This is a genomic window from Myxacorys chilensis, from assembly GCF_059505265.1.
Genome location: NZ_JCACKG010000238.1, coordinates 1 through 22,166, shown reverse-complemented (window position 1 = coordinate 22,166; position 22,166 = coordinate 1). Strand labels below are relative to the sequence as shown.

Annotated in this window: 16 protein-coding genes; 11 read left to right on the top strand and 5 right to left on the bottom strand. The window is 48.6% G+C overall.

Annotated features, from left to right (window positions below; genetic code table 11):
• Positions 1 to 1,710 (top strand): hybrid sensor histidine kinase/response regulator (locus tag AC5JLB_RS24535; RefSeq protein WP_495876452.1); only part of this gene is annotated, 1,710 nt, incomplete at its 5' end.
• 380 nt (positions 1,711 to 2,090) lie between these two features.
• Here AC5JLB_RS24535 and AC5JLB_RS24530 read toward each other — a convergent pair.
• Positions 2,091 to 3,026 carry a zinc-binding dehydrogenase gene (locus AC5JLB_RS24530; RefSeq protein ID WP_495876451.1) on the bottom strand — a complete coding sequence of 312 codons (936 nt, stop codon included), beginning with the start codon at positions 3,024 to 3,026 and terminating at the stop codon, positions 2,091 to 2,093.
• Between the two features lie 341 nt (positions 3,027 to 3,367).
• On the opposite strand from AC5JLB_RS24530, the gene rbp reads away from it, so the two are divergent.
• Both rbp and rpsU read left to right on the top strand, forming a co-directional pair.
• On the top strand, positions 3,368 to 3,691 hold the full coding sequence (rbp, locus tag AC5JLB_RS24525) for an RNA-binding regulator (protein WP_495692459.1): 324 nt from the start codon (positions 3,368 to 3,370) through the stop codon (positions 3,689 to 3,691).
• Positions 3,692 to 3,882: 191 nt separating this feature from the next.
• Positions 3,883 to 4,074 (top strand): 30S ribosomal protein S21, encoded by a 192-nt coding sequence (gene rpsU, locus AC5JLB_RS24520; RefSeq protein WP_495692458.1) that lies wholly within the window; start codon positions 3,883 to 3,885, stop codon positions 4,072 to 4,074.
• A gap of 112 nt (positions 4,075 to 4,186) precedes the next feature.
• Here rpsU and AC5JLB_RS24515 read toward each other — a convergent pair whose 3' ends face one another.
• On the bottom strand, positions 4,187 to 5,269 hold the full coding sequence (locus AC5JLB_RS24515) for a hypothetical protein (RefSeq protein ID WP_495876450.1): 1,083 nt from the start codon (positions 5,267 to 5,269) through the stop codon (positions 4,187 to 4,189).
• Between the two features lie 951 nt (positions 5,270 to 6,220).
• Between AC5JLB_RS24515 and AC5JLB_RS24510 the strand changes: the two genes are divergently transcribed.
• Both AC5JLB_RS24510 and argJ read left to right on the top strand, forming a co-directional pair.
• Complete coding sequence (locus AC5JLB_RS24510; RefSeq protein ID WP_495876449.1) at positions 6,221 to 9,352, top strand: plasmid replication protein, CyRepA1 family; 3,132 nt, start codon at positions 6,221 to 6,223, stop codon at positions 9,350 to 9,352.
• Positions 9,353 to 9,530: 178 nt separating this feature from the next.
• Positions 9,531 to 10,802: a bifunctional ornithine acetyltransferase/N-acetylglutamate synthase gene (gene argJ, locus AC5JLB_RS24505; RefSeq protein ID WP_495876448.1), complete on the top strand. Its 1,272-nt coding sequence runs from the start codon at positions 9,531 to 9,533 to the stop codon at positions 10,800 to 10,802.
• Positions 10,803 to 11,229: 427 nt separating this feature from the next.
• On the opposite strand, the gene AC5JLB_RS24500 is transcribed toward argJ, so the two are convergent.
• Together AC5JLB_RS24500 and AC5JLB_RS24495 are read right to left on the bottom strand one after the other, a co-directional pair.
• On the bottom strand, positions 11,230 to 11,862 hold the full coding sequence (locus AC5JLB_RS24500) for a class I SAM-dependent methyltransferase (protein WP_495876447.1): 633 nt from the start codon (positions 11,860 to 11,862) through the stop codon (positions 11,230 to 11,232).
• A 136-nt stretch (positions 11,863 to 11,998) separates the two neighbouring features.
• The gene (locus tag AC5JLB_RS24495; RefSeq protein WP_495876446.1) at positions 11,999 to 13,201 is read right to left on the bottom strand and encodes a site-specific integrase; all 1,203 of its coding nucleotides are present in this window, start codon (positions 13,199 to 13,201) and stop codon (positions 11,999 to 12,001) included.
• A 260-nt stretch (positions 13,202 to 13,461) separates the two neighbouring features.
• On the opposite strand from AC5JLB_RS24495, the gene hemH reads away from it, so the two are divergent.
• The 4 genes from hemH to AC5JLB_RS24475 all read left to right on the top strand — a co-directional run bounded on the left by hemH (position 13,462) and on the right by AC5JLB_RS24475 (position 17,089).
• Positions 13,462 to 14,625 carry a ferrochelatase gene (gene hemH / locus AC5JLB_RS24490; RefSeq protein ID WP_495876445.1) on the top strand — a complete coding sequence of 388 codons (1,164 nt, stop codon included), beginning with the start codon at positions 13,462 to 13,464 and terminating at the stop codon, positions 14,623 to 14,625.
• Between the two features lie 97 nt (positions 14,626 to 14,722).
• Positions 14,723 to 16,009: a Glu/Leu/Phe/Val family dehydrogenase gene (locus tag AC5JLB_RS24485; RefSeq protein ID WP_495876444.1), complete on the top strand. Its 1,287-nt coding sequence runs from the start codon at positions 14,723 to 14,725 to the stop codon at positions 16,007 to 16,009.
• A gap of 424 nt (positions 16,010 to 16,433) precedes the next feature.
• The gene (locus AC5JLB_RS24480; protein WP_495876443.1) at positions 16,434 to 16,661 is read left to right on the top strand and encodes a hypothetical protein; all 228 of its coding nucleotides are present in this window, start codon (positions 16,434 to 16,436) and stop codon (positions 16,659 to 16,661) included.
• On the top strand, positions 16,661 to 17,089 hold the full coding sequence (locus AC5JLB_RS24475) for a PIN domain-containing protein (RefSeq protein WP_495876442.1): 429 nt from the start codon (positions 16,661 to 16,663) through the stop codon (positions 17,087 to 17,089). Before AC5JLB_RS24480 ends, AC5JLB_RS24475 begins: the two co-directional genes overlap by 1 nt.
• Positions 17,090 to 17,266: 177 nt before the next feature.
• Here the strand turns inward: AC5JLB_RS24475 and AC5JLB_RS24470 are convergent, their stop codons facing one another.
• Entirely contained in the window at positions 17,267 to 18,154 is an 888-nt protein-coding gene (locus AC5JLB_RS24470) for a 4-hydroxybenzoate solanesyltransferase (protein WP_495876441.1), read from the bottom strand.
• Between the two features lie 211 nt (positions 18,155 to 18,365).
• On the opposite strand from AC5JLB_RS24470, the gene AC5JLB_RS24465 reads away from it, so the two are divergent.
• Together AC5JLB_RS24465 and AC5JLB_RS24460 are read left to right on the top strand one after the other, a co-directional pair.
• Entirely contained in the window at positions 18,366 to 20,021 is a 1,656-nt protein-coding gene (locus AC5JLB_RS24465; RefSeq protein WP_495876440.1) for a Ppx/GppA phosphatase family protein, read from the top strand.
• Positions 20,022 to 20,444: 423 nt separating this feature from the next.
• Positions 20,445 to 22,166 (top strand): YrzE family protein (locus AC5JLB_RS24460; protein WP_495876439.1); only part of this gene is annotated, 1,722 nt, incomplete at its 3' end.

Sequence of the window (22,166 nt, the reverse complement as noted above, 5' to 3'; positions counted from 1 at the left end):
GAACTCGGAACTTCAAGCTCGGAACTCGGAACTTCAAGCTCGGAACTCGGAACTTCAAGCTTGGAACTCGGAGTATCGAGATCAGAGGTCAAACCGTCACCCTCATTCCCCCACGTTGTTCTAGAAGTGCGGGATACAGGCGTTGGGATTCCGCCCGATGAATTGCCTCATCTGTTTAAGCGGTTCTATCAGGTGCGAGGCACCCAAGCACGAACGAATGAAGGATCAGGAATTGGTCTAGCCCTAGTGAATGAACTCGTCCGACTACATGGCGGCACGATCGACGTGAGCAGCACTGTAGGACAGGGAACCTGCTTTACGATCGCCCTTCCTTTGGGCAAAGAACACCTACCTAGCGATCGCCTTCAGGATGAAGGCGATCGCATCCAGCTAACCCGCACCCTAGCCTCAACCGCGATCGATGCAACCCTTTATGTCAAAGCGGCAGAGCGGTGGCTCCCTGAAAACGATGAAGACGGAAGGGTAAATGATGAATCAGAAACCGCCCTTCATCCCTCCTCGCGAAGCGGGTCGAAGACCTCCCTCATCCTTCATCCTTCAAAACCCCGCGTTCTCCTGGTTGATGATAATGCCGATATGCGAGAGTACCTGACCCGCATCCTGAGCGAATATGTCCACGTAGAAGCCGTTGCCGATGGAGGAGTGGCACTGGCGGCGGCGCGATCGCAAGTGCCCGATCTGATCCTGAGTGATGTGATGATGCCAGGGCTAGATGGCTTCGAGTTGCTTCAGGCATTGCGGGCAGACCCCCGCACCAAAGAAGTTCCCATCATTTTGCTCTCGGCTCGTGCCGGAGAAGAAGCGATCGTCGAAGGACTAGAAGCCGGAGCAGACGACTACCTGATCAAACCCTTCTCGGCGCAAGAACTGGTATCTCGCGTCAATGCCCATCTTCAGATGGCACAATTGCGAGGGGAGGCGCTGCATCAGGCAAGAACCAACATCCGCAGAAGGGATGAACTGCTATCAACGGTTTCCCACGAGCTGAACACTCCCCTAGTCTCGATTTTGGGTTGGACACGCTTGCTGCGAACTAGTCCACCCAGTCCATCCATGTTGACCAAAGCGCTGGACACCATCGAGCGTAACGCGACGCTACAAGCCAAATTGGTGCAAGACTTGCTGGATATCTCTCGAATCACCACAGGCAAGCTCCGGTTGAAGATTCAACCCATCGAATTAGAAGCCGTAATCGAGACTGCGATCGCCACTGTCCACCATCTCGCTGAAGCAAAAGGAATTGGCCTGGTGTGGTGGGGAATCACCGATCCAGTCCAAATGACTAATGCGGTGGTGATGGGTGATCGCGATCGCCTCCAGCAAGTTATCTGCAATCTCCTATCCAACGCCATTAAATTCACTCCAACATCAGGCAGCGTTGCTGTTGAACTGTTAGTGACTGACGATAACCGTTCTCCAGATGCCGCTTATGCCGAAATTCGGGTCACCGATACGGGTATTGGGATTGCCGCCGATTTTCTGCCTCATATATTCGATCGTTTCCGTCAATCCAGAGATTCCGATTCAGAGAATGGGTTAGGGTTAGGGCTAGCGATCGCTAGCCACTTAGTCACACTCCACAACGGTACAATCCATGCCGAAAGTGCAGGCGAAGGACAGGGCGCAACCCTAATTGTCCGCTTGCCGCTGCTAACGTCGATGACCCATGAGCAATCACTTATGACCTAACCTCCAACCCCCAATTTCAACAAATCCGCCTCAAACCAGTCCGGAATTGAAGCGTTGTTAGACTACCTCAAGCACAACTGGAGGTATGACTTGACGGCCTGTAAACGCTCAACTCTGATGCGGCGCTTTGGGCACCAAATGAATTGATTATTCTCAATAACGTCAATTCGGGTTAAGCCATCCGTGCCAAGGCTACGCTCCAACCGCGATCGCTTCTCCACCCGTCCCCTCTTATTTCCCTTAGCGAGGGGGTGTCGGGGGACGGCTTCCGTCTCCTGACGAGCGGGGGCGCGGGGGAAAGTCCCCCGAATTGTGGCAACGCCACCCAACCCGCTCTAACACATCTCGTCTTATCTCAAATTCACGTTAATTAACGTGTTCTAATCCACCGACAAAACCGCTTTGCCCAAAAACTTCCGCTCGGTCAGTTGTTGTGCCACCTCTGCAATGTCTGTCCAAGAGGCTTCTAGAGCAATGTGAGGAACCAAAAGCCCTTCAGCAACGAGCTTTAGAAGGCGCGTCAAGCCAACCGAAGCAGGCTGTTTTTTCAGTTCGTGAAACAGAATGAATCCGTATAAGTTCAAGCCACCTCTGCCATAAAAACGAGAGGCGTTAAACGTTACTTCTGAGCCAGCGGTCGCCCCGAACGTCACACATGTTCCATCTATCGCTAGCGTTTCTAGCACCAAAGGTAAAACCTCGCCCCCGATCGAATCTAGAGCCAGATCATACGGTGCGTATTGAGCAAAATCCGTGCCTTCACTACCAATAATTACCTGTTTTGCGCCCGCCGTTTCGACAAACTCGATCAAATCAGGACTGCGAACTTGAGCCGTCACGGTTGCGCCCGCATACTCTGCTAGTTGACACGCAAAATGCCCGACGCCTCCCGATGCGCCAGTGATTAAAACGGATTTTCCGAGTAGCCAACCTCCACGCTCTAACGCATGTAGCGCTGTTAATCCAGCTACAGGCAGGGTCGCGGCGGTTTTAAAGTCAACCGAATCTGGCAGCGCTGCGATCGCATCGGTGGGCACCGCGACAAATTCTGCCCAAGCTCCAGATGGCACAAATCCTACCACTCGCGTTCCCACTGGTAGCCCTGACCCATCTGTTGCCGCCACCTCCACCGTACCTGCTAAATCCCAACCAGGTCGCCAACCCGCTTCAGCAGACTGAGAGCGGCGGACTTCCCCACGATTGAGCGAAAGGGCAACCACTCGGATGAGCGCTTCTGATGGGAGCGGAACCGGACGATCGACCTCAGCGATCGCAAGCCGCCCAGTAACGGATGGATTTACAACAACTGCACGCATTCGACCTTTAGCAAAATGGTGGTATGTTCTGACATTTTGCAAAGCGATCATCGCATGTCTTTCAGGTTTTCTTGAGATTCACAAAGAAATTGCCGTAATTTGTCTAGAAAAAGCTCCAAAAGAGTTCGTGATGATACAAAGTGGCTGCTATTCTAAAAGTGCCAGTGAGCCTAAGAATTGTTCTGGCAAAATTGCAAATGTTACGAAATTTTTATCCGCACTTGAGATGCCTTGATCTCTGTGCTACGGTTAAGGTGAAGAATTATTTTCGGCTGTGTAATTCGTTTTATAGGCGTCTCTCCGAATCTAACTCTCCACACCTCTGATTCTGGAGCCATTTCATGTCAATTTATGTGGGCAATCTGTCTTACGAAGTCACGCAAGATGACTTGAGTCAGACATTTGCAGAATATGGAACCGTTAAACGGGTTCAAGTACCGACCGATCGAGAAACAGGTCGTATGCGCGGCTTTGCGTTTGTCGAGATGGAGACCGATGCAGAAGAGGCGGCTGCCATTGAAGCACTAGACGGTGCAGAATGGATGGGTCGCGATCTCAAAGTGAATAAGGCAAAACCCCGTGAAGAGCGTCCTTCGGGCGGTGGCGGCGGTGGCTGGTCAAATCAAAACCGCGGTGGCGGTGGTGGCGGCGGACGCCGTTATTAGGAATCTATACCGCCTGTTGAAGCGCTGTTCGCTACTTGGCAGGCGAGATTCTTGGTTACGGTTGACCCTATAGACTGTTTCACTTAAAGTCTTGAAGGCAGACGCCTTGTCTGCCTTTTTTATTAAAAGGTTTTGCTAGATCGCTGAATTGAGTCTAGACTAAACCTACGTCGATTCGTAAGGAGAAAAGGATGCCGCAAGTTATTCCAGGTGAAGACGAAAGAATTGATTCTGTTTTGCGTCGATTTAAGCGTGAAGTTTCTAAAGCAGAAATTTTCCCCGATATGCGGAAACATCGCTTTTTTGAGACGCCAATTGAGAAACGGAAGCGCAAAGCTTTAGCAAAGCATAAGCAGAGAAAGCGCGGTGGGTCTCGCAATTAATTTTTGAAGCTACTACTTAAAACTAAAGATGCGATCGCGTGAAGAAAAGCCGCGATCGCATCTTTAGTTTTAGGCAGAAGTTTTAGACCCAGAGTGTTCTAGATAGGCTGCTTCACGCACATTTCAGTTTGGCGACGTTAATCTGGAATTGAATAGTTGAAATTTTGTTTTTTCCCGGCAGTTCTTGCGCTCCAAAAATGTAGCCGTCTTGCGTTAGTTCATCGACGGTACGCCAAAAGATTTGATTATTTCGAGAAGAATTACTCCCAAATAAGTCTAAGTTCTTAAACAAATATTTTTTAGAAATCGAAACAAACTGTCCTTCGTGTAGCGTGTCCCACTTCATTCGACTCGCTAAGTAGACCAATAGTTTTGTTTTGTAATCTGATTTCGCACTACTGCCTAGCTTTTGAGTAATGTCGAAGCTATTAGAGAAGAAAACGCAGTCCCCCGTTCGAGCAGGACCATCGAAGAACTCTAGGGAAATAGTGTAAGAATCTGCTAGTTCATAAGTGTAATCGGCGGCTTTGACGAGATCAAAATCGCGTGGAACATGATCAATTTCATAATCTTTGATGCGTAAAATGCTCTTGATCATCACCTTAGCGGCGCGATTTTGATGGTTCTTTCTAAACGATTGGGCTAATACTAATTCTGTTCTATGAAGGTTCACCAAATCGCAATTGAGTTGCGATCGCAGCTTTGAGGCAAATCCTCCATCTTTGGTGCGAGTGTATCCTAGACTCTCCAACAAATCGTTCGAGCGAAACGTGACAATCGGGCCTGTTCCTTGCTGCGCGGCTAGTTTATAGAGGTACAACACAATTGACACCTGACGCGGATTGAGAAACGTAATCAGCGCCATAAATAAACGCTGAGTTTTGCGATCCTGAATTTTCTCAAGTCCGTTACTAACGCCCTTTGTCGCACAAATTGACCAATCGAGTTTAGCGTATTCCGCTTTCAGGTCTTCCCATTCTTCCGCAGAAAGATTCTCGAGCGGCACGCGGCGAGTCAGCGCCAGTTCGCTGTCATCTGTTCTGTCCGCCTCGACACGCAGTTCCAAATAGTAGCCGTCAGCATCTGATCGCAACGTAGGTATTCCAGCGTCGGGATGCCGAATTGATGCACTGGCACGGGGCAACACCATCAGCAATTGGCTATCAACTGGAAAAGTCGCTTCTACATTTTTCATTACTTGGAACAACGGGGGTGAAGAATCAGGGTCAGTTATGAGCCGTCTGTAATCAGAGGCTTAGAACTGAAGACCCCACATATAGTGCCTCACCCTTTCGATTTTGTCTAGAGGTTAGACGCTATATCTAGGGGATTAGAGCCTAAACCTTCGATTCATTCCCCAGATGTAGAAGTCGAGCTCAATTCTGCCGTAACGCTATCGTATGATTTTCGCACTATTGCCTGTAACTTCAGCGTTTAATTTCAGCCTGTAACTTTAGCGCAGATTATGTCTCTCCGCGCACTTCTGTCGGCTTGCCTATTCTGTAACGCTGGCGTCCAATTTTAGCTTGAAATGCGACACCAAATCCTTTTGGAAGAGTGTGGAGCACTTCCTTTAGAAGCTGCGCCTTTAGAGCTAAATGCATCCTTGATTTCTTGACGTCACTTCTCGAACATTAGGCTTTATCGTTCGGAATTTTTTTTGCAGAAACAGCTTGCAAGCCTGCAACTCTGGCGTCTGTTCTTGCCCTGTAACACTGTCGGATCTTAGTCCTGTAACTTCTGCGTATAGTCGATTTTACCCCCTTGTCGATCTAGATTTTGCAGTGTTAATCTCTCACAACGTCGAGGATGTCTACCACCATTCGAGGCGCAATAACTTTATCAACTTTGATTCATTCGATTTTCATTGGGCAAGCAGCACACGAGATCAACAGGCAATCTGGACTTTCTACCACAAGTTCAAAATGCCCCAATCTAGTGTGGTCTGCTTAACACCCCATATTCACAGCATAAGCAAGACCCCCTGAGCGTCCCTACCACAGTCAGCCCAAGGGGTCACAATCAACCTTAATTCCCAATCAGATTGGGATTGATTTCTATGTTCAAAAATTCTATCAAGTGTTCTAGCTCTGCGCTAGTCCCCTATTTTTGCTGTCAATTTTACGTTTAACCCCAGGAGACACTGATGGTTTCAAGCCTCATTGCTCCTGCGGGAGCACTTTCAGCGATTCAAATCTCAGCGATTCAAATTTCGGCGAACGCTCAGCTAACCTACTCGCCCCTAGATGCTAGCCATGAGCAGGAATGGCGATCGAGCGGCGTTGACCCCGCAATCATTCGGCTCAATGTGCGGACATTGCACGATACGGGGATCGATCCGTTTACCCGTGAAGTGTCCTACCCGATCGCAGAAGCCCTGAACTGGAAAGTGACTCGCTTTGGGCCGCAAGCAAGAGAAACGATGCGTGGTTGGTGGGTGAGCGGACTCGATCCGTTCAACAACTGGCAGCGCATGTATTGGGGACGGTTTAAGCCAGATGCCGATACTCCTGTGTTTGATCGGCAAAATAAGCCTGCAAAATATCTCAGCCCTGCGCTAGGTAAGGGTTCGAGCCGTCTCGTTCTGCTGGACGTTCCGCGCCATATTTGGGTGCAAGTTGCGAACCGGTATGGAATAGAGATTGACAAGGCGGAACACGAGTACTCTAACTTTTGGGAATGGGTTTGGAAAACCAATATTCCAATCACGCTAACCGAGGGTGAAAAAAAAGCGGGATGCTTGCTGAGTCTGGGCTATGCTGCGATCGCGCTGCCCGGAATTTTTAGCGGCTACCGCCGTGAGACGCGCCAACTGATCGCAGAGCTGGCATTCTTTGCAACAGCAGAACGATCGGTGTACATCTGTTTTGACTATGAAACGAAGCCGAAAACCCTACAGCATATCTTTTTGGCAACATCCCGGCTCGGACAACTGTTAACCAATACAGGGTGCGTTGTTAAGATCATCAATTTACCAGGACCCGAAAAAGGCGTTGACGATTTTGTTGTCGCTCATGATCCGATTGAATTTAATAAGCTATACGACACAGCAATCGAGCTAGAGTTTTGGCAAGCATCCCGGCTGTGGATGCTAACTCACACACCTAGCGTTACGCTCAATCAACCGTTTTTGGGTGAGTTACCGTATCCAGAATCGGGTTTAGCCTGTGTCAAGAGTGCAAAGGGCACTGGTAAAACCACAGCACTGCAACACTTAATCCAGAAAACAATTAGTGCTTCGCAGCAACCCGATGGAGCCGATCGTAAAGTCCTTGTGATTACCCATCGGATTCAGCTTGGTAAAGCTATCTGCCAGAGCTTGGGTTTGGGGTGGCTAGAAGAACTGCAAGAGTCCGAGAACCAAGGCGTCAGTGGATATGGACTTTGTATCGACTCGCTTCATCCCAATTCAAAAGCGCGATTTAACCCCGAAGAGTGGGAAGGTGCGATCGTCATTCTCGACGAAGTGGAACAAGTGCTATGGCACGCCCTCAATAGCGCCACCTGCTATATGCAGCGGGTCAAAATTTTAGAAACGCTGAAAGAATTAGCAGATGTTGTTTTTTCAACGGGTGGTCTAATTGTGGCGCAAGATGCCGACTTATCGGATGCTAGCGTTGACTACCTCAAAAGCTTGTCAGAGGTTCCAATTACGCCTTGGCTGGTTGTTAACCAATGGCAGCCTGATGTTGCTTGGGATGTGTCTCTGTATGACACCAAAAATCCGTCGCCTCTGTTAGCGCGAATGGAGCAAGTTCTAGCAACAGGTGCAGCGTTTGTTTGTCTTGATTCTCAGAAGGTGCGGGGGCGATGGAGTTCTAAGAATTTAGAAACGTATCTACGGCTGCAATTTCCCAGCAAACGGATTTTGAGAATTGATAGCGAAACCGTTTCTGATCCGGATCATGCTGCCTATCGTATTGTCGAGCGCATTAACGATGTTATTTCTGATTATGATGTTGTTCTTGCGACTCCTACCATTGGTACTGGCGTTTCGATTGATGTACGCGGACATTTCAAAGCAGTATTTGGCATCTTTCAAGGCGTGACGCCCGATTCTGAATCTCGTCAAGCCTTAGCGAGAGTCCGAGAAGCGGTTCCCCGCTATGTTTGGGCAGCCCACTTTGGACACGGCAAAATCGGCAACGGAAGCTGTAACTACCGTGATGTGGCTCAATCGATGACAAAAGCGGTTCGCTACAATATTTCACTGCTCAAGGATGTTGATTTCGATTTGGACGAACAAAGCGATCCGATCGCACTGCGGACATGGGCAAAAATGGCAGCGCGAGTGAATGCTTCGTTATGGCGCTATCGGCAAGAGTTGCGACGCGGATTGCGGCTCGAAGGTCATACCGTAACTGTTGTCACCGATGATGTAGAAAAGATTTTGGGGCAAGCGACCGAGCAGATGCAGCAAGATCTAGCAAATGGTACGTTACAGGTTCCAGGATTTGAGTTTTTGGGCTGGCGGCACGATGCTCAAGCCGCAGAACAGGTGGCTCAACTCGTGGCAGCGATTCGGACGCGCAACCAAACTGCCGAAGCGATCGCAGTCTCCGATTCTCCAGAAATTACGCCTGAAGAATACAGCGACATTAAAGAACAGATTCATCAAACGACTCAGCGACGCAATAGCAAATGCAAGCATGAATTGCAAAAACGCTATGCAACCACCCATGTTACGCCCGAACTAAAGCTCAAAGATGATAATGGTTGGTATGCGCAACTGCGATTGCATTATTACCTAACTCACGATCCAGATTATGTACGGCTGCATGATATGCAAGAGCTAGAAGATCATCTTGAGCGGGGTAATGGAAAAATTTCACTACAAGATGTGAAATTACTAACAGCACAAGTAGAAGCATTAAGAACCTTCCGAGTGCTGGAGTTTCTCACACCCAATGAGAAAATTCGAGCCACTGATGACTTAGTTCAATTTATTGCGGCACGCGCATTAGAGTGTCGAGAAGACGTAAAAACTTTGTTTGGCATTACTGTAACTGAGAAGCAAGCACCAATGGCAATCTCTCAGGCGTTGCTCAGTAAAATTGGCGTCAAACTGACGTGTACAGGCCGCGATGTGGCAACCGATGGGCGTCGTGGAGGCCCGCGAGTTTACAAGTACTTTCCTCCCGAAGATGAACGGAATACCATTTTTGCCGAGTGGGAGAAGCGGGATCAGTCACTCTTGCAAACCTTGATGGAGGTGACAGGATGCAGTTCCTTGGGTGAAATGGACGATTGGATTGGGCAGGCAGAAGACGAGCATTAGAGTTGCGACGGCTACCGCGATCGCACGCTTGATTGGCCGCGAATTGCATCACAAAAACAGATTTAAAGCGTGATGGATCGTTAACAAAATACTAAAAACAGCGACGCTCCAAGCTATGCTTTTTTGCATCAAGTGACGCTTGGTCTAATGATCATCCACACACTACGAGCTACACATTATGAGCGACTGGACGCAAATTTCTGGGGGAGTGACCGCGCCCAAAGGGTATCGAGCCGCAGGCATCACAGCCGGACTCAAACCCTCTGGCTTGCCAGATTTAGCCTTGATTGTTTCAGACGTTGATGCGATCGCAGCCGGGGTCTTTACAACGAGCCATGTCCGCGCTGCCTGCGTTGATTACTGCCGCGAACAGCTACAAGCTAAGCCTACGGCTCGCGCCATTCTGTGTAATGCTGGACAAGCCAATGCCGCTACTGGTCTTCCCGGCATCATCGACGCTCAAGAATGCGCTCGACTGATTGCCCAAGGATTAAACATTTCTTCTGATCTGGTGCTGTTGGCATCTACGGGAGTGATTGGACAACGCATCAAAATGGATGCGTTACGCTCAAGCATTCCGCATTTGCTAGAAAGTGTGAGTGAGACAGGTTCGGAGGCGGCGGCAAAAGCGATCGCGACGACAGATTTAGTCACAAAATCCATTGCGCTCGAAACGGTGATCGGCGATCGCCCGGTCAGAATTGGAGGAATTGCCAAAGGCTCGGGGATGATCCATCCCAACATGGCAACAATGCTGGCGTTTGTTACCTGTGATGCAGCCGTCTCACCTCATCTTTGGCAACAAATGCTCAGTCGGGCTGCCGATCAGAGTTTTAATCAGATCACGGTCGATGGAGACACCAGCACGAATGATTCGTTGATTGCCTTAGCTAATGGAGAATCGCGAACTCCCGCTATCACCGACATGGGGCCTGAAGCCGAAAAGCTAGAGGCGATGTTGACCGAGGTTTGCATTCACTTAGCCAAAGCGATCGCACGAGACGGCGAAGGCGCAACCTGTCTGATTGAAGTTCGCGTCACGGGCGCGCCTTACGATGAAGCCGCACGGCGCGTCGCTCGCACGATCGCTGGATCATTGCTTGTTAAATCTGCCATTTTTGGACGCGATCCAAACTGGGGTAGAATCGCAGGGGCAGCAGGACGCGCAGGCGTGCCGTTTAACCAAGACGAACTGAATATTCAGCTTGGCGACTTCTTGCTTCTACAGAACGGACAACCACAGGAGTTTGATCGCAAAGCGGCAAACCAGTATTTGAAGCAGCAAGCCGAGGCGAGTGTGGACTCTTCCGTAGAGGGCTTAACTGCACAGTCGCTTGATCATCCAGTCGTGATTTCCGTAAGTATAGGTAACGGTTCTGGACAAGGTACAGCTTGGGGCTGTGACCTCAGTTATGACTATGTGAAGATTAACGCTGAGTACACCACATAACATAGTTTTGCGAATACTTTGCCGGTAGAAATCACAACCTTACTAGTAATGTCTGTAAAAAGATAAACAGTCAACTTTTCACTTACTAGATACTTACTAGATCAGGTGAATCATACCTTTATCATAAGACGCGAAGAGTGAATTGAACGTAGTTACAATTCTTTGCGATCGCAAGGAGAAGTAATTTTGTGATTCCATCTTTTGATTGAATCACGATCTATCTCAAGATAGGTCGGTTCCTCTAGGGTGACACGTTAAGTTATTCACATGAGCAAAACAAAGGCCAGACGAAATAATTCCTCTGACCCGCTCAAGCAAATCCCCTACTATGTTTCTCACCTATTTCTAACCCTCTATTTCTAACCCCTTATACTTAACCAAAAGAGTGTAGTAGATTTAAGTCTGCTGCACTCTTTTTAATTCAATCTTATGCCCTTGGTTTTTGCGCTTGAATGACTTGTAGGCTACCGCCTGCATAGAGCGTGCGATCGCAGTTTGTGAATCCGATATTTGTCATCACATCTGAAAGATTGGTTTGAATCAATTGCCAAGCAGTTTTTGTCTCAAATAGCCAAAAAAATACAGCTAATCCAGGCGAGAATAACGGATTGGTTGGAGCATGAAAATCGACCATTGCAAAGTAACCTCCGGGTTTAAGAACTCGGTAGACTTCTTGCAAAATCTGCTTTAGCTGATCAGCCTCCATTTCGTGCATGGCCGCGCTCGTATGAACGAGATCAAACGTGTTGTTCGCAAGCGGTATCTCTTCTGCAAACGCCTGAACATATTCGGCATCAGGAACGTTGCGCTGAGCGCGCTGAATTGATAGAGGAGAGGCATCGAGTCCGGTGACGTGATGTGATCGCGCTACTAAAAACGCCGTGGTCTGACCGCTTCCACAACACAAATCCAAAACCGTTGTTTCGGGTTCAATCGTGAGTCCTTGCAATGCCAACTGCCGAAATCGAGCTTCGCCACCAACGGTTAAGGCGGCAAGGCGAGAGATGCTGTCATAGAGCCATTGATAGCGGTAGCTGAGGTCACGGAGGAAGGTTGCCATGAAGAAGCCAGGGATGAATGAATTTTGATACGAAGGACTATGAGTTTAACGGCAAGTTGAACTTCATTTAAGAACGTTTGCAATCGTCATTCTTGATCGAGCTATCAATCTAACTTTGACAAGTTATTTAGTCCGATTAGCTCCAGTTTCCCCTCCTTGCGGTTTCTTCAGAGTAGCGCTTGGCGCTCAGCGCCGTATCGACGGCTTGCTGTTGATCTCGCGCTGTGATCCACTGGTGGTAGGTACGGGTATGAATAGCGACAGAATGACCCATCATTTTGGCGGCTACAGTATCTGACAACCCAAAATGAATAGTTCGCACTGCCCAAGCGTGACGCAAATTATAGGGTGAAAATGGAATCTCATAGCGACGAAACTGAGCCGTAACGCGCTGACCAATCCGCTGTAGCGTTGTTTTCGTTAAATCGGTTTCGAGCTCGGGTAGACGAATGTCTCGTAGCCCAAATTCGTCGATCCACTCTGGGTAGAATGCCCAGACTTGATGACTGCCCGTTTTTGTCGTGGGCAATACTTCGATCATCGTGTCCCCGATCGCTGTTTTATTTCGGCTTAAGCCAGAGAAATTGCAGAAAAAAACTTCGTGATTTCGGAGTCCGTAAGTTGCCATCACGCCGTAAACAAACTGCCAGGCAGGATTCGGAATTTTTGCCCAATTGGAGACAATTTCCTCATCGGTTGGCAGCATCCGCGATCGCGTCTTGCTCGTGCCATAGTTTCCGGCTAAAGATTTCAGATCAGTCGGTAAAGGCAGCTTGAGAAACTGCGCTAACGCATTGAGGGTGGTGCAGCAAAGCTGACGACTGCGCGAATGTATTGCAGTTGAGTTGACCGTTTTATAGATGGCTTCTACCAGCGTCAGGTTAGGATGAGCAACCGCGATCGCATCGAGTTTCCTAATGTAAGGCGCATACGCTGAATCCCACGTCGTCTTAGTAGCTGCCGGATTCTGTTGCCTAGGCAGTTCCGATAAGAAATCCTGCTCAAAGGCGGCTAACTGTTCGGATAAGCTCATCTGACTTAGTCGTTTCCCGCCCAAAAACGTTTGGTAGTTTTGCCAATCAAACGTATCTTGCAAAAGTTGACCTGCAATAATTTTGACTTCTTGTTCGGCTTGTTTGAGGCCAGCAGCCGTTGCGGGAAGCCCTAAACTTAGGCGCTGTTGGTGCGGACGCAGTTTAGCGCTACCAGGGCGGGGAGGCAGTGTTCCTCGCAAACAGAGCTTTGTGCCGCGTCGCTCAATTTGTAGACCCATTTGCGCCGCTTTGAGTCGCTGGTTGAGTCGGGTAATTTTCTCATCTAAAGCGTCAATTTCTGCCATGATTCTTTAACGTACAGCGTTGGATGCCTCACATCCATTCAACTCAAGATTTGTCAAGGTTTGCTTTATTATTGGAGTCAACGCCCTGTCTTGTGAAACAAAATTGTAAATAAATTTGGCAATAGTAAAGTTAAAGCGTCGATTTCTAACATTATTATTTGTAGATTACTAGAGGCTTTCTTCGACCTGGCGGAGAAAGTGAGGAAAATATTGTTAAAATCGGTAACAAAGCTGAGAAAAATAAGGAACTTTCAGTAGCTATGGGTCGAATTGGGGTTTTGTTACTCAACTTGGGAGGACCAGACAAGTTAGAGGATGTGCGTCCCTTCCTTTACAACTTGTTTTCTGACCCTGAAATCATTCGGTTGCCGTTCTCATGGCTTCAGAGTCCTTTAGCGTGGTTAATTTCTTCTTTAAGAGCTAAAAAATCACAGGCAAACTATCAGCAAATTGGTGGGGGTTCTCCTCTGCGCCGCATTACTGAGGAGCAAGCCCGCGCTTTAGAAGAAAAGCTGCGTCAGGGGGGGCATGACGCGACGGTGTACGTTGGAATGCGCTATTGGCATCCGTTCACCGAAGAAGCGATCTCACAGATCAAGCGCGATCACATCGAGAAATTGGTTGTCCTTCCGCTCTATCCCCAATTTTCAATTAGTACAAGCGGTTCGAGTTTTCGCCTACTAGAGCAACTTTGGGATAAAGACCCCGTTCTTCAAAAGATTGACTATACGGTTGTTCCGTCTTGGTACGAAAGACCGGGTTACTTGCAGGCAATGGCAGATCTAATTGCTCAAGAACTCGATCGCGCTCCAGACCCAAACAGTGTTCATGTTTTCTTTAGCGCTCATGGCGTGCCTGTAAGCTACGTGGAAGAAGCAGGCGACCCCTATCAACATGAGATCGAAGACTGCACCGCGTTGATTATGCAAACCCTAAACCGCCCGAATGAGTACACATTGGCGTATCAAAGCCGCGTAGGTCCAGTGGAATGGCTACAGCCGTACACCGAAGATGCGATCAAAGAATTGGCAGCAAAAGATGTTCAAACCTTAGCCGTAGTTCCCATTAGCTTTGTCTCAGAGCATATTGAGACGTTGCAAGAAATTGACATGGAATACCGGGAGATTGCAGAAGAAGCAGGGATTGAGCATTTCCAACGGGTGGCAGCGCTTAATACTCATCCTGTGTTTATTCAAGACTTGGCGGACTTAGTAACCGACGCGCTAGACTCCCCCGCGATCGCCTTCTCTGAGGTGATTCGCCCAGAGAAAAACATGAAGATGTATCCCCAAGAGAACTGGGAATGGGGGATGACCACCTCAGCAGAGGTCTGGAATGGTCGTCTGGCAATGCTGGGTTTAATCGCGCTGATTGCAGAAATCTTGTCGGGTCATGGCCCCTTGCACGCGCTGGGGATCATGTAGTTTACTCAAGACATAAAGTTTTGCATCGAAGGCTAGGGTTAATCTCAGGCAGGTTGTTATTTTGGGTCAGTCTTTACCAGGCAGATACGAAAACGACATGTCTATTTCTTTGTTGGCAGATGCAGGGCAGCGATTGGAGCAGGCGCTGAAATACACGTCGCTGTCGGATGACGCGATCGCATCACTGCGCTATCCCAAAGCTAGTCTCACGGTCTCGATTCCGGTTCGCCGGGATGATGGTTCGCTGAGCGTCTTTCAGGGCTATCGCGTCCGTTATGATGATTCGCGAGGCCCAGGAAAAGGCGGCGTGCGCTATCATCCGAGCGTAACTCTCGATGAAGTCCAGTCATTAGCGTTTTGGATGACGTTCAAATGCGCGGTGCTGAATCTGCCGTTTGGCGGAGCGAAGGGCGGCATCGCTGTGAATCCTAAAGCCTTATCGCGACTAGAACTAGAGCGATTGAGTCGGGGCTATATCGCCGCGATCGCAGACTTTATCGGACCCGATGTAGATATTCTTGCTCCCGATGTCTACACTAACTCGATGATTATGGGCTGGATGATGGATCAATACAGCATCATTCAACGCCGATCGAGTCCGGGTGTGGTTACAGGCAAACCGATTACCATGGGCGGCAGTTTGGGGCGAGACACGGCGACCGCAATGGGCGCTTTTTTTGTGATCGAAACGATGTTGCCAAAATTCGATCTCATCCCTCAAAATACAACCGTTGCTGTGCAAGGATTCGGAAATGCTGGGGCTACGATCGCAGACCTCCTGTTTCAAGCTGGATACAAAGTTGTCGCGGTGAGCGATTCTCAAGGGGCAATCTATTGTAAAACTGGATTAGATATTCCAAGTGTTCGAGCATTTAAGGATGCGACTCGTAGCATTAAAGCGGTCTACTGCGATCGCACGGTTTGCAGTATTGTGGATCAGGATGCGATTAGCAATGCCGAGCTTTTAGCGCTAGATGTGGACATTCTGATTCCTGCTGCGTTAGAAAATCAGATTACGAACGCAAACGCACATGATGTCAAAGCAAAACTGATTTTTGAAGTCGCGAACGGCCCCATTACATCAGCCGCCGACCAAATCTTGCAGCAAAACGGAGTTTACGTTTTCCCCGATATTTTGATCAATGCTGGAGGGGTTACGGTTAGCTATTTTGAGTGGGTACAAAACCGTAATGGCATGTATTGGACGCTTGAAGATGTGAATCAACAGCTTCAACGCAAGATGATTGAAGAAGCCGAGTGCATCTGGACGATCGCTCACTCACGCTCGATCTCAATGCGAACTGCTGCTTACGTTCATGCCCTAGAACGATTGGGAGAAGCAATCGATGCCAAAGGAACCCGCCGCTACTACAACGGGCATTAAAATGGGCATTAGTTAATAGTCAGCCTGGGCGAGAAGCTGGGGAATTCTCGTTGTTAGAGTATTGCACCGCTGCAAACAGCAAAAAATCAGGCTAATAAAAGATTTAGGTTTTTTGCGTTTGCTAGTTTGCTTCTATTTGCAGACAATGCCCTTGCGGAATCACCCCTGTTAATCTATGGCTCTTCGGGAAATAGAACGTGAGGCATTGTCTTTTTAGGTTGTATCAACTGTAATAAATTTGACAATGATGCCTTGGACAATCAGTTTGGGAATTTCGGTAGTGAATTCTCTTCCACTAGTATCTATAATCAGTTCGGGGACTGAGAAAGCCCATTTTCCAGTGTGAGTGCTTGCAACCCCTAGGCTGAGGATCCTTCAGTTATCCTTCTAAAAACTGAAGACTGTGTTGATTGAGGTACTGTTTATGTCGTTGCAAGACCTTAAAGAGCAAGCTCGTCAATTGAATGTGAACGATCGCCTTGAACTTGTCCAGTCCATCATTGAATCCTTGCAGAATAATTCAAGTCAGCAGCCTGAGCGATCACGAGTTATTAAGCAGATGAAGGGCTTGCTAAAGACCGATCAACCAGCGCCGTCCGACGAGCAGGTAGAAGCAATGCTGGAAGAACGCCGATTGGAGAAGTACCTCTAGTGAGAGTTTTGCTTGATACCAATATTACTTTGGATTACCTGCTAGAACGAGAGCCATTTCTGCAAAACGCAGAAACTTTATTTGAAAAAATTGACTCCGAAAAAGTAGTTGGATATGTTACTGTCACCACCCTCACTGACATTTTTTACATTGCTCGTAGACAAACTCAAAGTATTGAGTTAGCAAGACAAGCAGTTTTAACCACACTGACTGTTATGATTGTCCGCTCTGTAAATCGAACTATTCTAGAATCAGCTTTTGCATCGGGTTTAGCTGATTTTGAGGATGCAGTACAAATTTCCTGTGCAGTCTCTCAGAATTTAGATGCGATTGTCACCCGTGACACTCAAGGATTTTCTAATTCACCGATACTTACGTTGTCAGTACACCAGTTATTGGAGCAGTTAGAAACAGTCGGAGAAACATAAAACGTAGCCGTTTTTTCATCCCACCGAAACACACGGTAGCAGGATAGTGCAGCCGATTGTATCAAGGTCAATTGTTGGAGGTAAGAGGTTGTCGCAGCGGCTGACCTGTGGCGTTAGACAAATTTCATTCAGCAGAAGTTGTTAAAAAGCTGGAAATAACTGACGTTCGTGCTGAACTCAAACTCCGGCAATCATGCCAGCCAACAAGATAAAGCCAATCCAAACGTTTTGCTTGAAAAATTGGGCATAGAGAGGATGGGGAACAGTGGGCTGCGACAATTTGTAATACTGCCATGCCCAGCCGATCGCAGCGACGCCTAAGCTGAACCAGAACGCCCAATTCAGATTCATCACAAGGCCTAATTTTGCTAAAACTACGACTGTGCCAACATAGAACGCCGCGATCGCCTGAGACACATATTGACCAAAAAACAAGGCGCTCGACTTCACGCCAATGCGCCGATCGTCCTCGCGATCGCTCATCGCATACACCGTATCAAATCCCAGCGTCCACAGCACCGTTGCGCCCCACAGTAACCATGTTTCCTGACCCAAACATGCCGTTGTCGCCGCTCCAGCGCAACTCACGGCACTCCAGCTAATGAGAACGGCAAATCCCCACGCGATCGACAATACGAGTTGCGGAACCGGAAACACACGCTTTGCTCCCGGATACAGCACGATGACCGGAACAGCAGCCACACAGAGCCAAAACGTGAGCGGATTGAGAAACCGCGCCAGTCCCGCCGCGCACACCAGGGAAACTATTCCCACCGCAACGCCGACTTTAAGGGAGAGTGCACGAGAGGCTAACGGGCGATCGCGCGTCCGCTCAACTTGTGGATCGATATTGCGATCCCACAAATCGTTTGCCACACAGCCCGCCGCACTCGTTGCCAACGTTCCTAAAACAATCACACCGACCAATAACCAGGGAGGCGTTCCCCGTGCCGCTAAAAACACTGCCCACAGCGCCGGAATCATCAAAATCAACCGTCCTTCAGGCTTGTGCCAGCGCAGAAGACGCACGATCGTTCGCCAAGGGGGTTCGGGAGTAGTCAACATAGAGAAGAACGTTAAATTGAAAGAGTCTCTAATTTAAGAATTTAGCTGGTTTTGTCAGACATACGGCGGATTTTCTGGAATTGCCGTAGAAACTGTTTTAGAACCTCTTAAGATAATTTTGTCGGCTGCAATGCCCGGACGCTTCACCAATCTTTGGAGAAGAATAGCGGGTTTGAACACCGTGTCCTATCTAAAGCGTACCGAGCTTGTCATGGTTACTTCTTCCTCCGAACCTAAAAATAGTCTGATTAATCTGCCGACCTTGCCATCGAGCAAAGACCGCATTCTCGCTGCGATCGATGTGGGAACAAACTCGATTCACATGGTCGTGGTTCAAATTCAGCCAGAGCTTCCAGCGTTTTCAATTATTGCCAGAGAGAAAGCAACGGTTCGGCTAGGCGATTTTTGTGAGCAAACCGGACGACTGACCGAAGCGGCAATGGAGCGCGCGATCGCGGCGCTCAAACGCTGTCAAGAGGTCGCGAAGAGCCTGAATGCCGAACAAACGATCGCGGTGGCAACGAGCGCGGTTCGGGAAGCTCCGAATGGACACGAATTTTTGCAGCGGGTCGAAGACGAACTCGGACTGATTATCAATCTCGTCTCCGGGGTAGAAGAAGCGAGGCGCATCTATCTCGGTGTGCTGTCGGGAATGAATTTTCAGGGCAAGCCCCACATCATTATTGATATTGGCGGCGGCTCCACCGAACTGATTTTGGGCGATGGACACGAGCCTCGTACCCTCAGCAGCACCAAAGTTGGAGCCGTCCGCCTCACCGCCGAAAAAATCACGACTGACCCGATTAGCAGCAGCGAATTTCAGACCTTGCAAGCGCATATTCGCGGCATGTTCGAGCGCTCGGTTGACGAACTCAAAGCGCACCTAAAGCCGTCGGAACGTCCCCGCATGATTGGCACGTCGGGCACCATTGAAACCTTAGCGGCTCTCCATGCTCGCGAAAAGTTTGGCACAGTGCCTACGCCGCTCAACGGCTATGAGATGACGCAGAAAGACGTGCGCGAATGGGTCAGTCGATTGAAGAAGATGAGCTTTTCAGAGCGGTTAGCCGTTCCGGGCTTGTCGGATCGGCGGGCAGAAATCATTCTGGCGGGCGCATTGATTTTGCTAGAAGCGATGACGCTGCTAAAAGTTGACACCATCGTGATCTGTGAGCGATCGCTAAGAGAAGGCGTTATTGTCGATTGGATGCTCGCCCACGGGTTAATCGAAGATCGATTGCGCTATCAGAGTTCGGTGCGACAGCGCAATGTCCTGAATGCTGCTCAAAAATTTCAGGTGAATTTAGAGCACAGTCAGCGAGTGGCAGAGTTCGCGCTAAGCCTGTTTGATCAAACTCAAGGCGTTTTGCACCAGTGGACGGGTGAAGAACGAGACCTACTGTGGGCAGCCGCGATTCTACACAACTGCGGACATTATGTCAGCCATTCTTCTCACCATAAGCATTCCTACTACCTAATTCGCAATTCAGAACTCTTGGGATATACCGAAATTGAAATCGAAGCGATCGCAAACCTCGCCCGCTACCACCGCAAAAGTAGCCCCAAGAAACGCCACGAAAACTATCGCAGTCTCACCAGCAAACGCCACCGACGCGTGGTAGAGCAACTATATCCATTACTCCGCTTAGCTGTTGCCTTAGATCGACGGCAAATTGGCGCAATTCAATCTGTGCAGTGTCAATATCTTTCTGACTCGCGCGAGCTTCGGCTGCAAATCCAGCCATCTGACCCTTCGGACGACTGTGCACTTGAACTGTGGAGTCTAGACTACAAGAAAAGCAGCATGGAATCTGAGTACAACATCAAGCTTGCTCTAGTTCTGCAACCCGCATCCACTGAAGCTTAGATCGGTCATTCTAGATAGGTTAAGAATGTAGAGCAATTGTGTCTAACTCTATCCTCGAGCCTTGTTGAGATCTGTTAGAGTCCGCGTAGCGCTTTCTTTTCTTGGAGGTTGCGCGTTGCGCTAATCGCAGGTTTCAACAGATTCTCTACACATAGACTTGCCCCAATCCTGGATTGGGGAATGAAGGCAGGTTACTCATCTCAGTGCGAACTATTTAACCTCAAGAATCCTCCTATAGATGGGCTGAAGCTATTCACTAGAAGGATGATGACGAGTTGAGCATTTTCTACACTGCCTATGTCGAGTCCCTAATATTAGTGTTTTTGACATTGGTCAGACAGCACTCCTTGATGGAAATGCATTCGTCTCACGTTCTCTTTAGATGAAGTGTGAGGCTTTTGCTTTAGCAAAATGGAGAAAACAATGATGCTCTATAGTTTAGAAACTATATCGAAAGTAGGCCCTCAAGCCTTGATGCAGCTTCCAGTAGAAACGGGCATTTTTACGCTAGAAGAAGATTTCGCATTCTCTGGCTTTCAGTTTCTACTAGCAATGCTTTCAGGGTTAGCGATGGCATTTGCTTTCCAATTTCTATTAACAAATCTTGCGGTTGCATTTGTTGCCAGTCCGGGCACGCCATCCGGTGTAGAGGATGACTCTGATGGCCTTGGCGATGCAGTTCGTAGCATTGAGACAAAATTAGGATTTTTTGTGTTGCTATCAGCGACAATTTCGCTGTTTGCCGCAAGCTTTCTAGCGGTAAAGCTAAGTTTAGTTAGCAGTGCAGTACTCGGTGCGATCGTGGGCGTCGTGCTGTGGTCTATTTACTTCTGCGTGCTGGTTTGGCTAGGTTCTAATGCTGTAGGGTCGCTGATTGGGTCTTTTGTCAGTACGGCAACGTCGGGCATTCAAGGCATGATGGGTGCTGCTACAGGCGCGATCGGAGTAAATGCTGCAAAAAATCAGGCGGTTTCAACCGCAGAAGAAATTACGGCAGCAGTCCGGCGGGAGTTGACATCAGGATTTGATCCAGACCGCATTCAGACGACACTTCAGAGTTCACTGAGCAATCTGCAACTACCAAAGCTAAATCTCGATACTATCGGAGATCAGTTTGAAAGGATATTGGGAGAGTCAGACCTCAAGGACATCGCAAACAGCGACTTTCTCAAGACGATTAATCGCCAATCCTTTGTTGATTTGATTAGCGATCGTACCGATTTGTCGAGACAAGATATCAATCAGCTTGCTGATCGTTTAGAAAGTGTTTGGCAAACCGCCACCAGTCAGTCGGGGCAACAAGATGCTGCCTTGCAGTTGGTGGATGTGTTGAAATCGGCAACCCCTGAAGACTTGAATTCTGAAGAACTGACAGGAAAACTCAATCAGCTTGTTAAAACCGTTTCAAGCACAGTCACGCCGGGCGGTAGCTTAACGAATCGAGCGTTGCAATTTGGATTTGCCTCCCTTCTAGGACAAGTCATCAAAAATACAGACCTTTCTGATCTCGATGTTGAGAAGATTGCTGGTCAATTGCAACAGTTGAGAGACAACGTGCAAGGACAAGCGAGTAAGCAAGCTAGTAAGTTAGGGCAACAGGTTGCTAAGCCAAGCAAACCCTTTAGCGTGATTCGAGCCGATCTTGAAAACTACCTGTTGTTCTCACCAACCTGGAAGCTCAATCGAGAAACAGTCAAGAAAGAATTTCGAGATGTGATTTACGATCCGCAAGCCGATCCAAGTGCGATTCGGCAGGAGTTAGAGTCCATTGATCGCGACTATTTCATCGAATCGTTGTCGTCGCGGAATGACTTCCTGCCTAAGCAAATTGAAGATCTGGCAACCTATCTAGAAGAAATTCGGAATGAGGTCTTTAGTTCTGTTCAGAAGGCTGAATCAGAAACACAATCTCAGAATCTTAAAGGTCGGGTCGAAGACTATTTGCGCTCGACAGGACAAGAGGAACTCAACCCAGACGCGATCGGGCATGACTTTAAAGCCCTTCTAGAAGATCCAGAAGCGGGTTTAGATGCGCTGGGCCAGCGTCTCGGGCAGTTTGATCGCAATACATTAGTCAGTCTGCTGGAGCAACGTCAAGATTTTGACTCCGAGCGAGCTAACCAGATTGTGGATCAGCTTGAGAGT

Coding starts and splice junctions, on each gene's coding strand:
- AC5JLB_RS24530 (WP_495876451.1), bottom strand. CDS start 3,026: ATGCGTGCAGTTGTTGTAAATCCATCCGTTACTGGGCGGCTTGCGATC.
- rbp (WP_495692459.1), top strand. CDS start 3,368: ATGTCAATTTATGTGGGCAATCTGTCTTACGAAGTCACGCAAGATGAC.
- rpsU (WP_495692458.1), top strand. CDS start 3,883: ATGCCGCAAGTTATTCCAGGTGAAGACGAAAGAATTGATTCTGTTTTG.
- AC5JLB_RS24515 (WP_495876450.1), bottom strand. CDS start 5,269: ATGAAAAATGTAGAAGCGACTTTTCCAGTTGATAGCCAATTGCTGATG.
- AC5JLB_RS24510 (WP_495876449.1), top strand. CDS start 6,221: ATGGTTTCAAGCCTCATTGCTCCTGCGGGAGCACTTTCAGCGATTCAA.
- argJ (WP_495876448.1), top strand. CDS start 9,531: ATGAGCGACTGGACGCAAATTTCTGGGGGAGTGACCGCGCCCAAAGGG.
- AC5JLB_RS24500 (WP_495876447.1), bottom strand. CDS start 11,862: ATGGCAACCTTCCTCCGTGACCTCAGCTACCGCTATCAATGGCTCTAT.
- AC5JLB_RS24495 (WP_495876446.1), bottom strand. CDS start 13,201: ATGGCAGAAATTGACGCTTTAGATGAGAAAATTACCCGACTCAACCAG.
- hemH (WP_495876445.1), top strand. CDS start 13,462: ATGGGTCGAATTGGGGTTTTGTTACTCAACTTGGGAGGACCAGACAAG.
- AC5JLB_RS24485 (WP_495876444.1), top strand. CDS start 14,723: ATGTCTATTTCTTTGTTGGCAGATGCAGGGCAGCGATTGGAGCAGGCG.
- AC5JLB_RS24480 (WP_495876443.1), top strand. CDS start 16,434: ATGTCGTTGCAAGACCTTAAAGAGCAAGCTCGTCAATTGAATGTGAAC.
- AC5JLB_RS24470 (WP_495876441.1), bottom strand. CDS start 18,154: ATGTTGACTACTCCCGAACCCCCTTGGCGAACGATCGTGCGTCTTCTG.
- AC5JLB_RS24465 (WP_495876440.1), top strand. CDS start 18,366: ATGGTTACTTCTTCCTCCGAACCTAAAAATAGTCTGATTAATCTGCCG.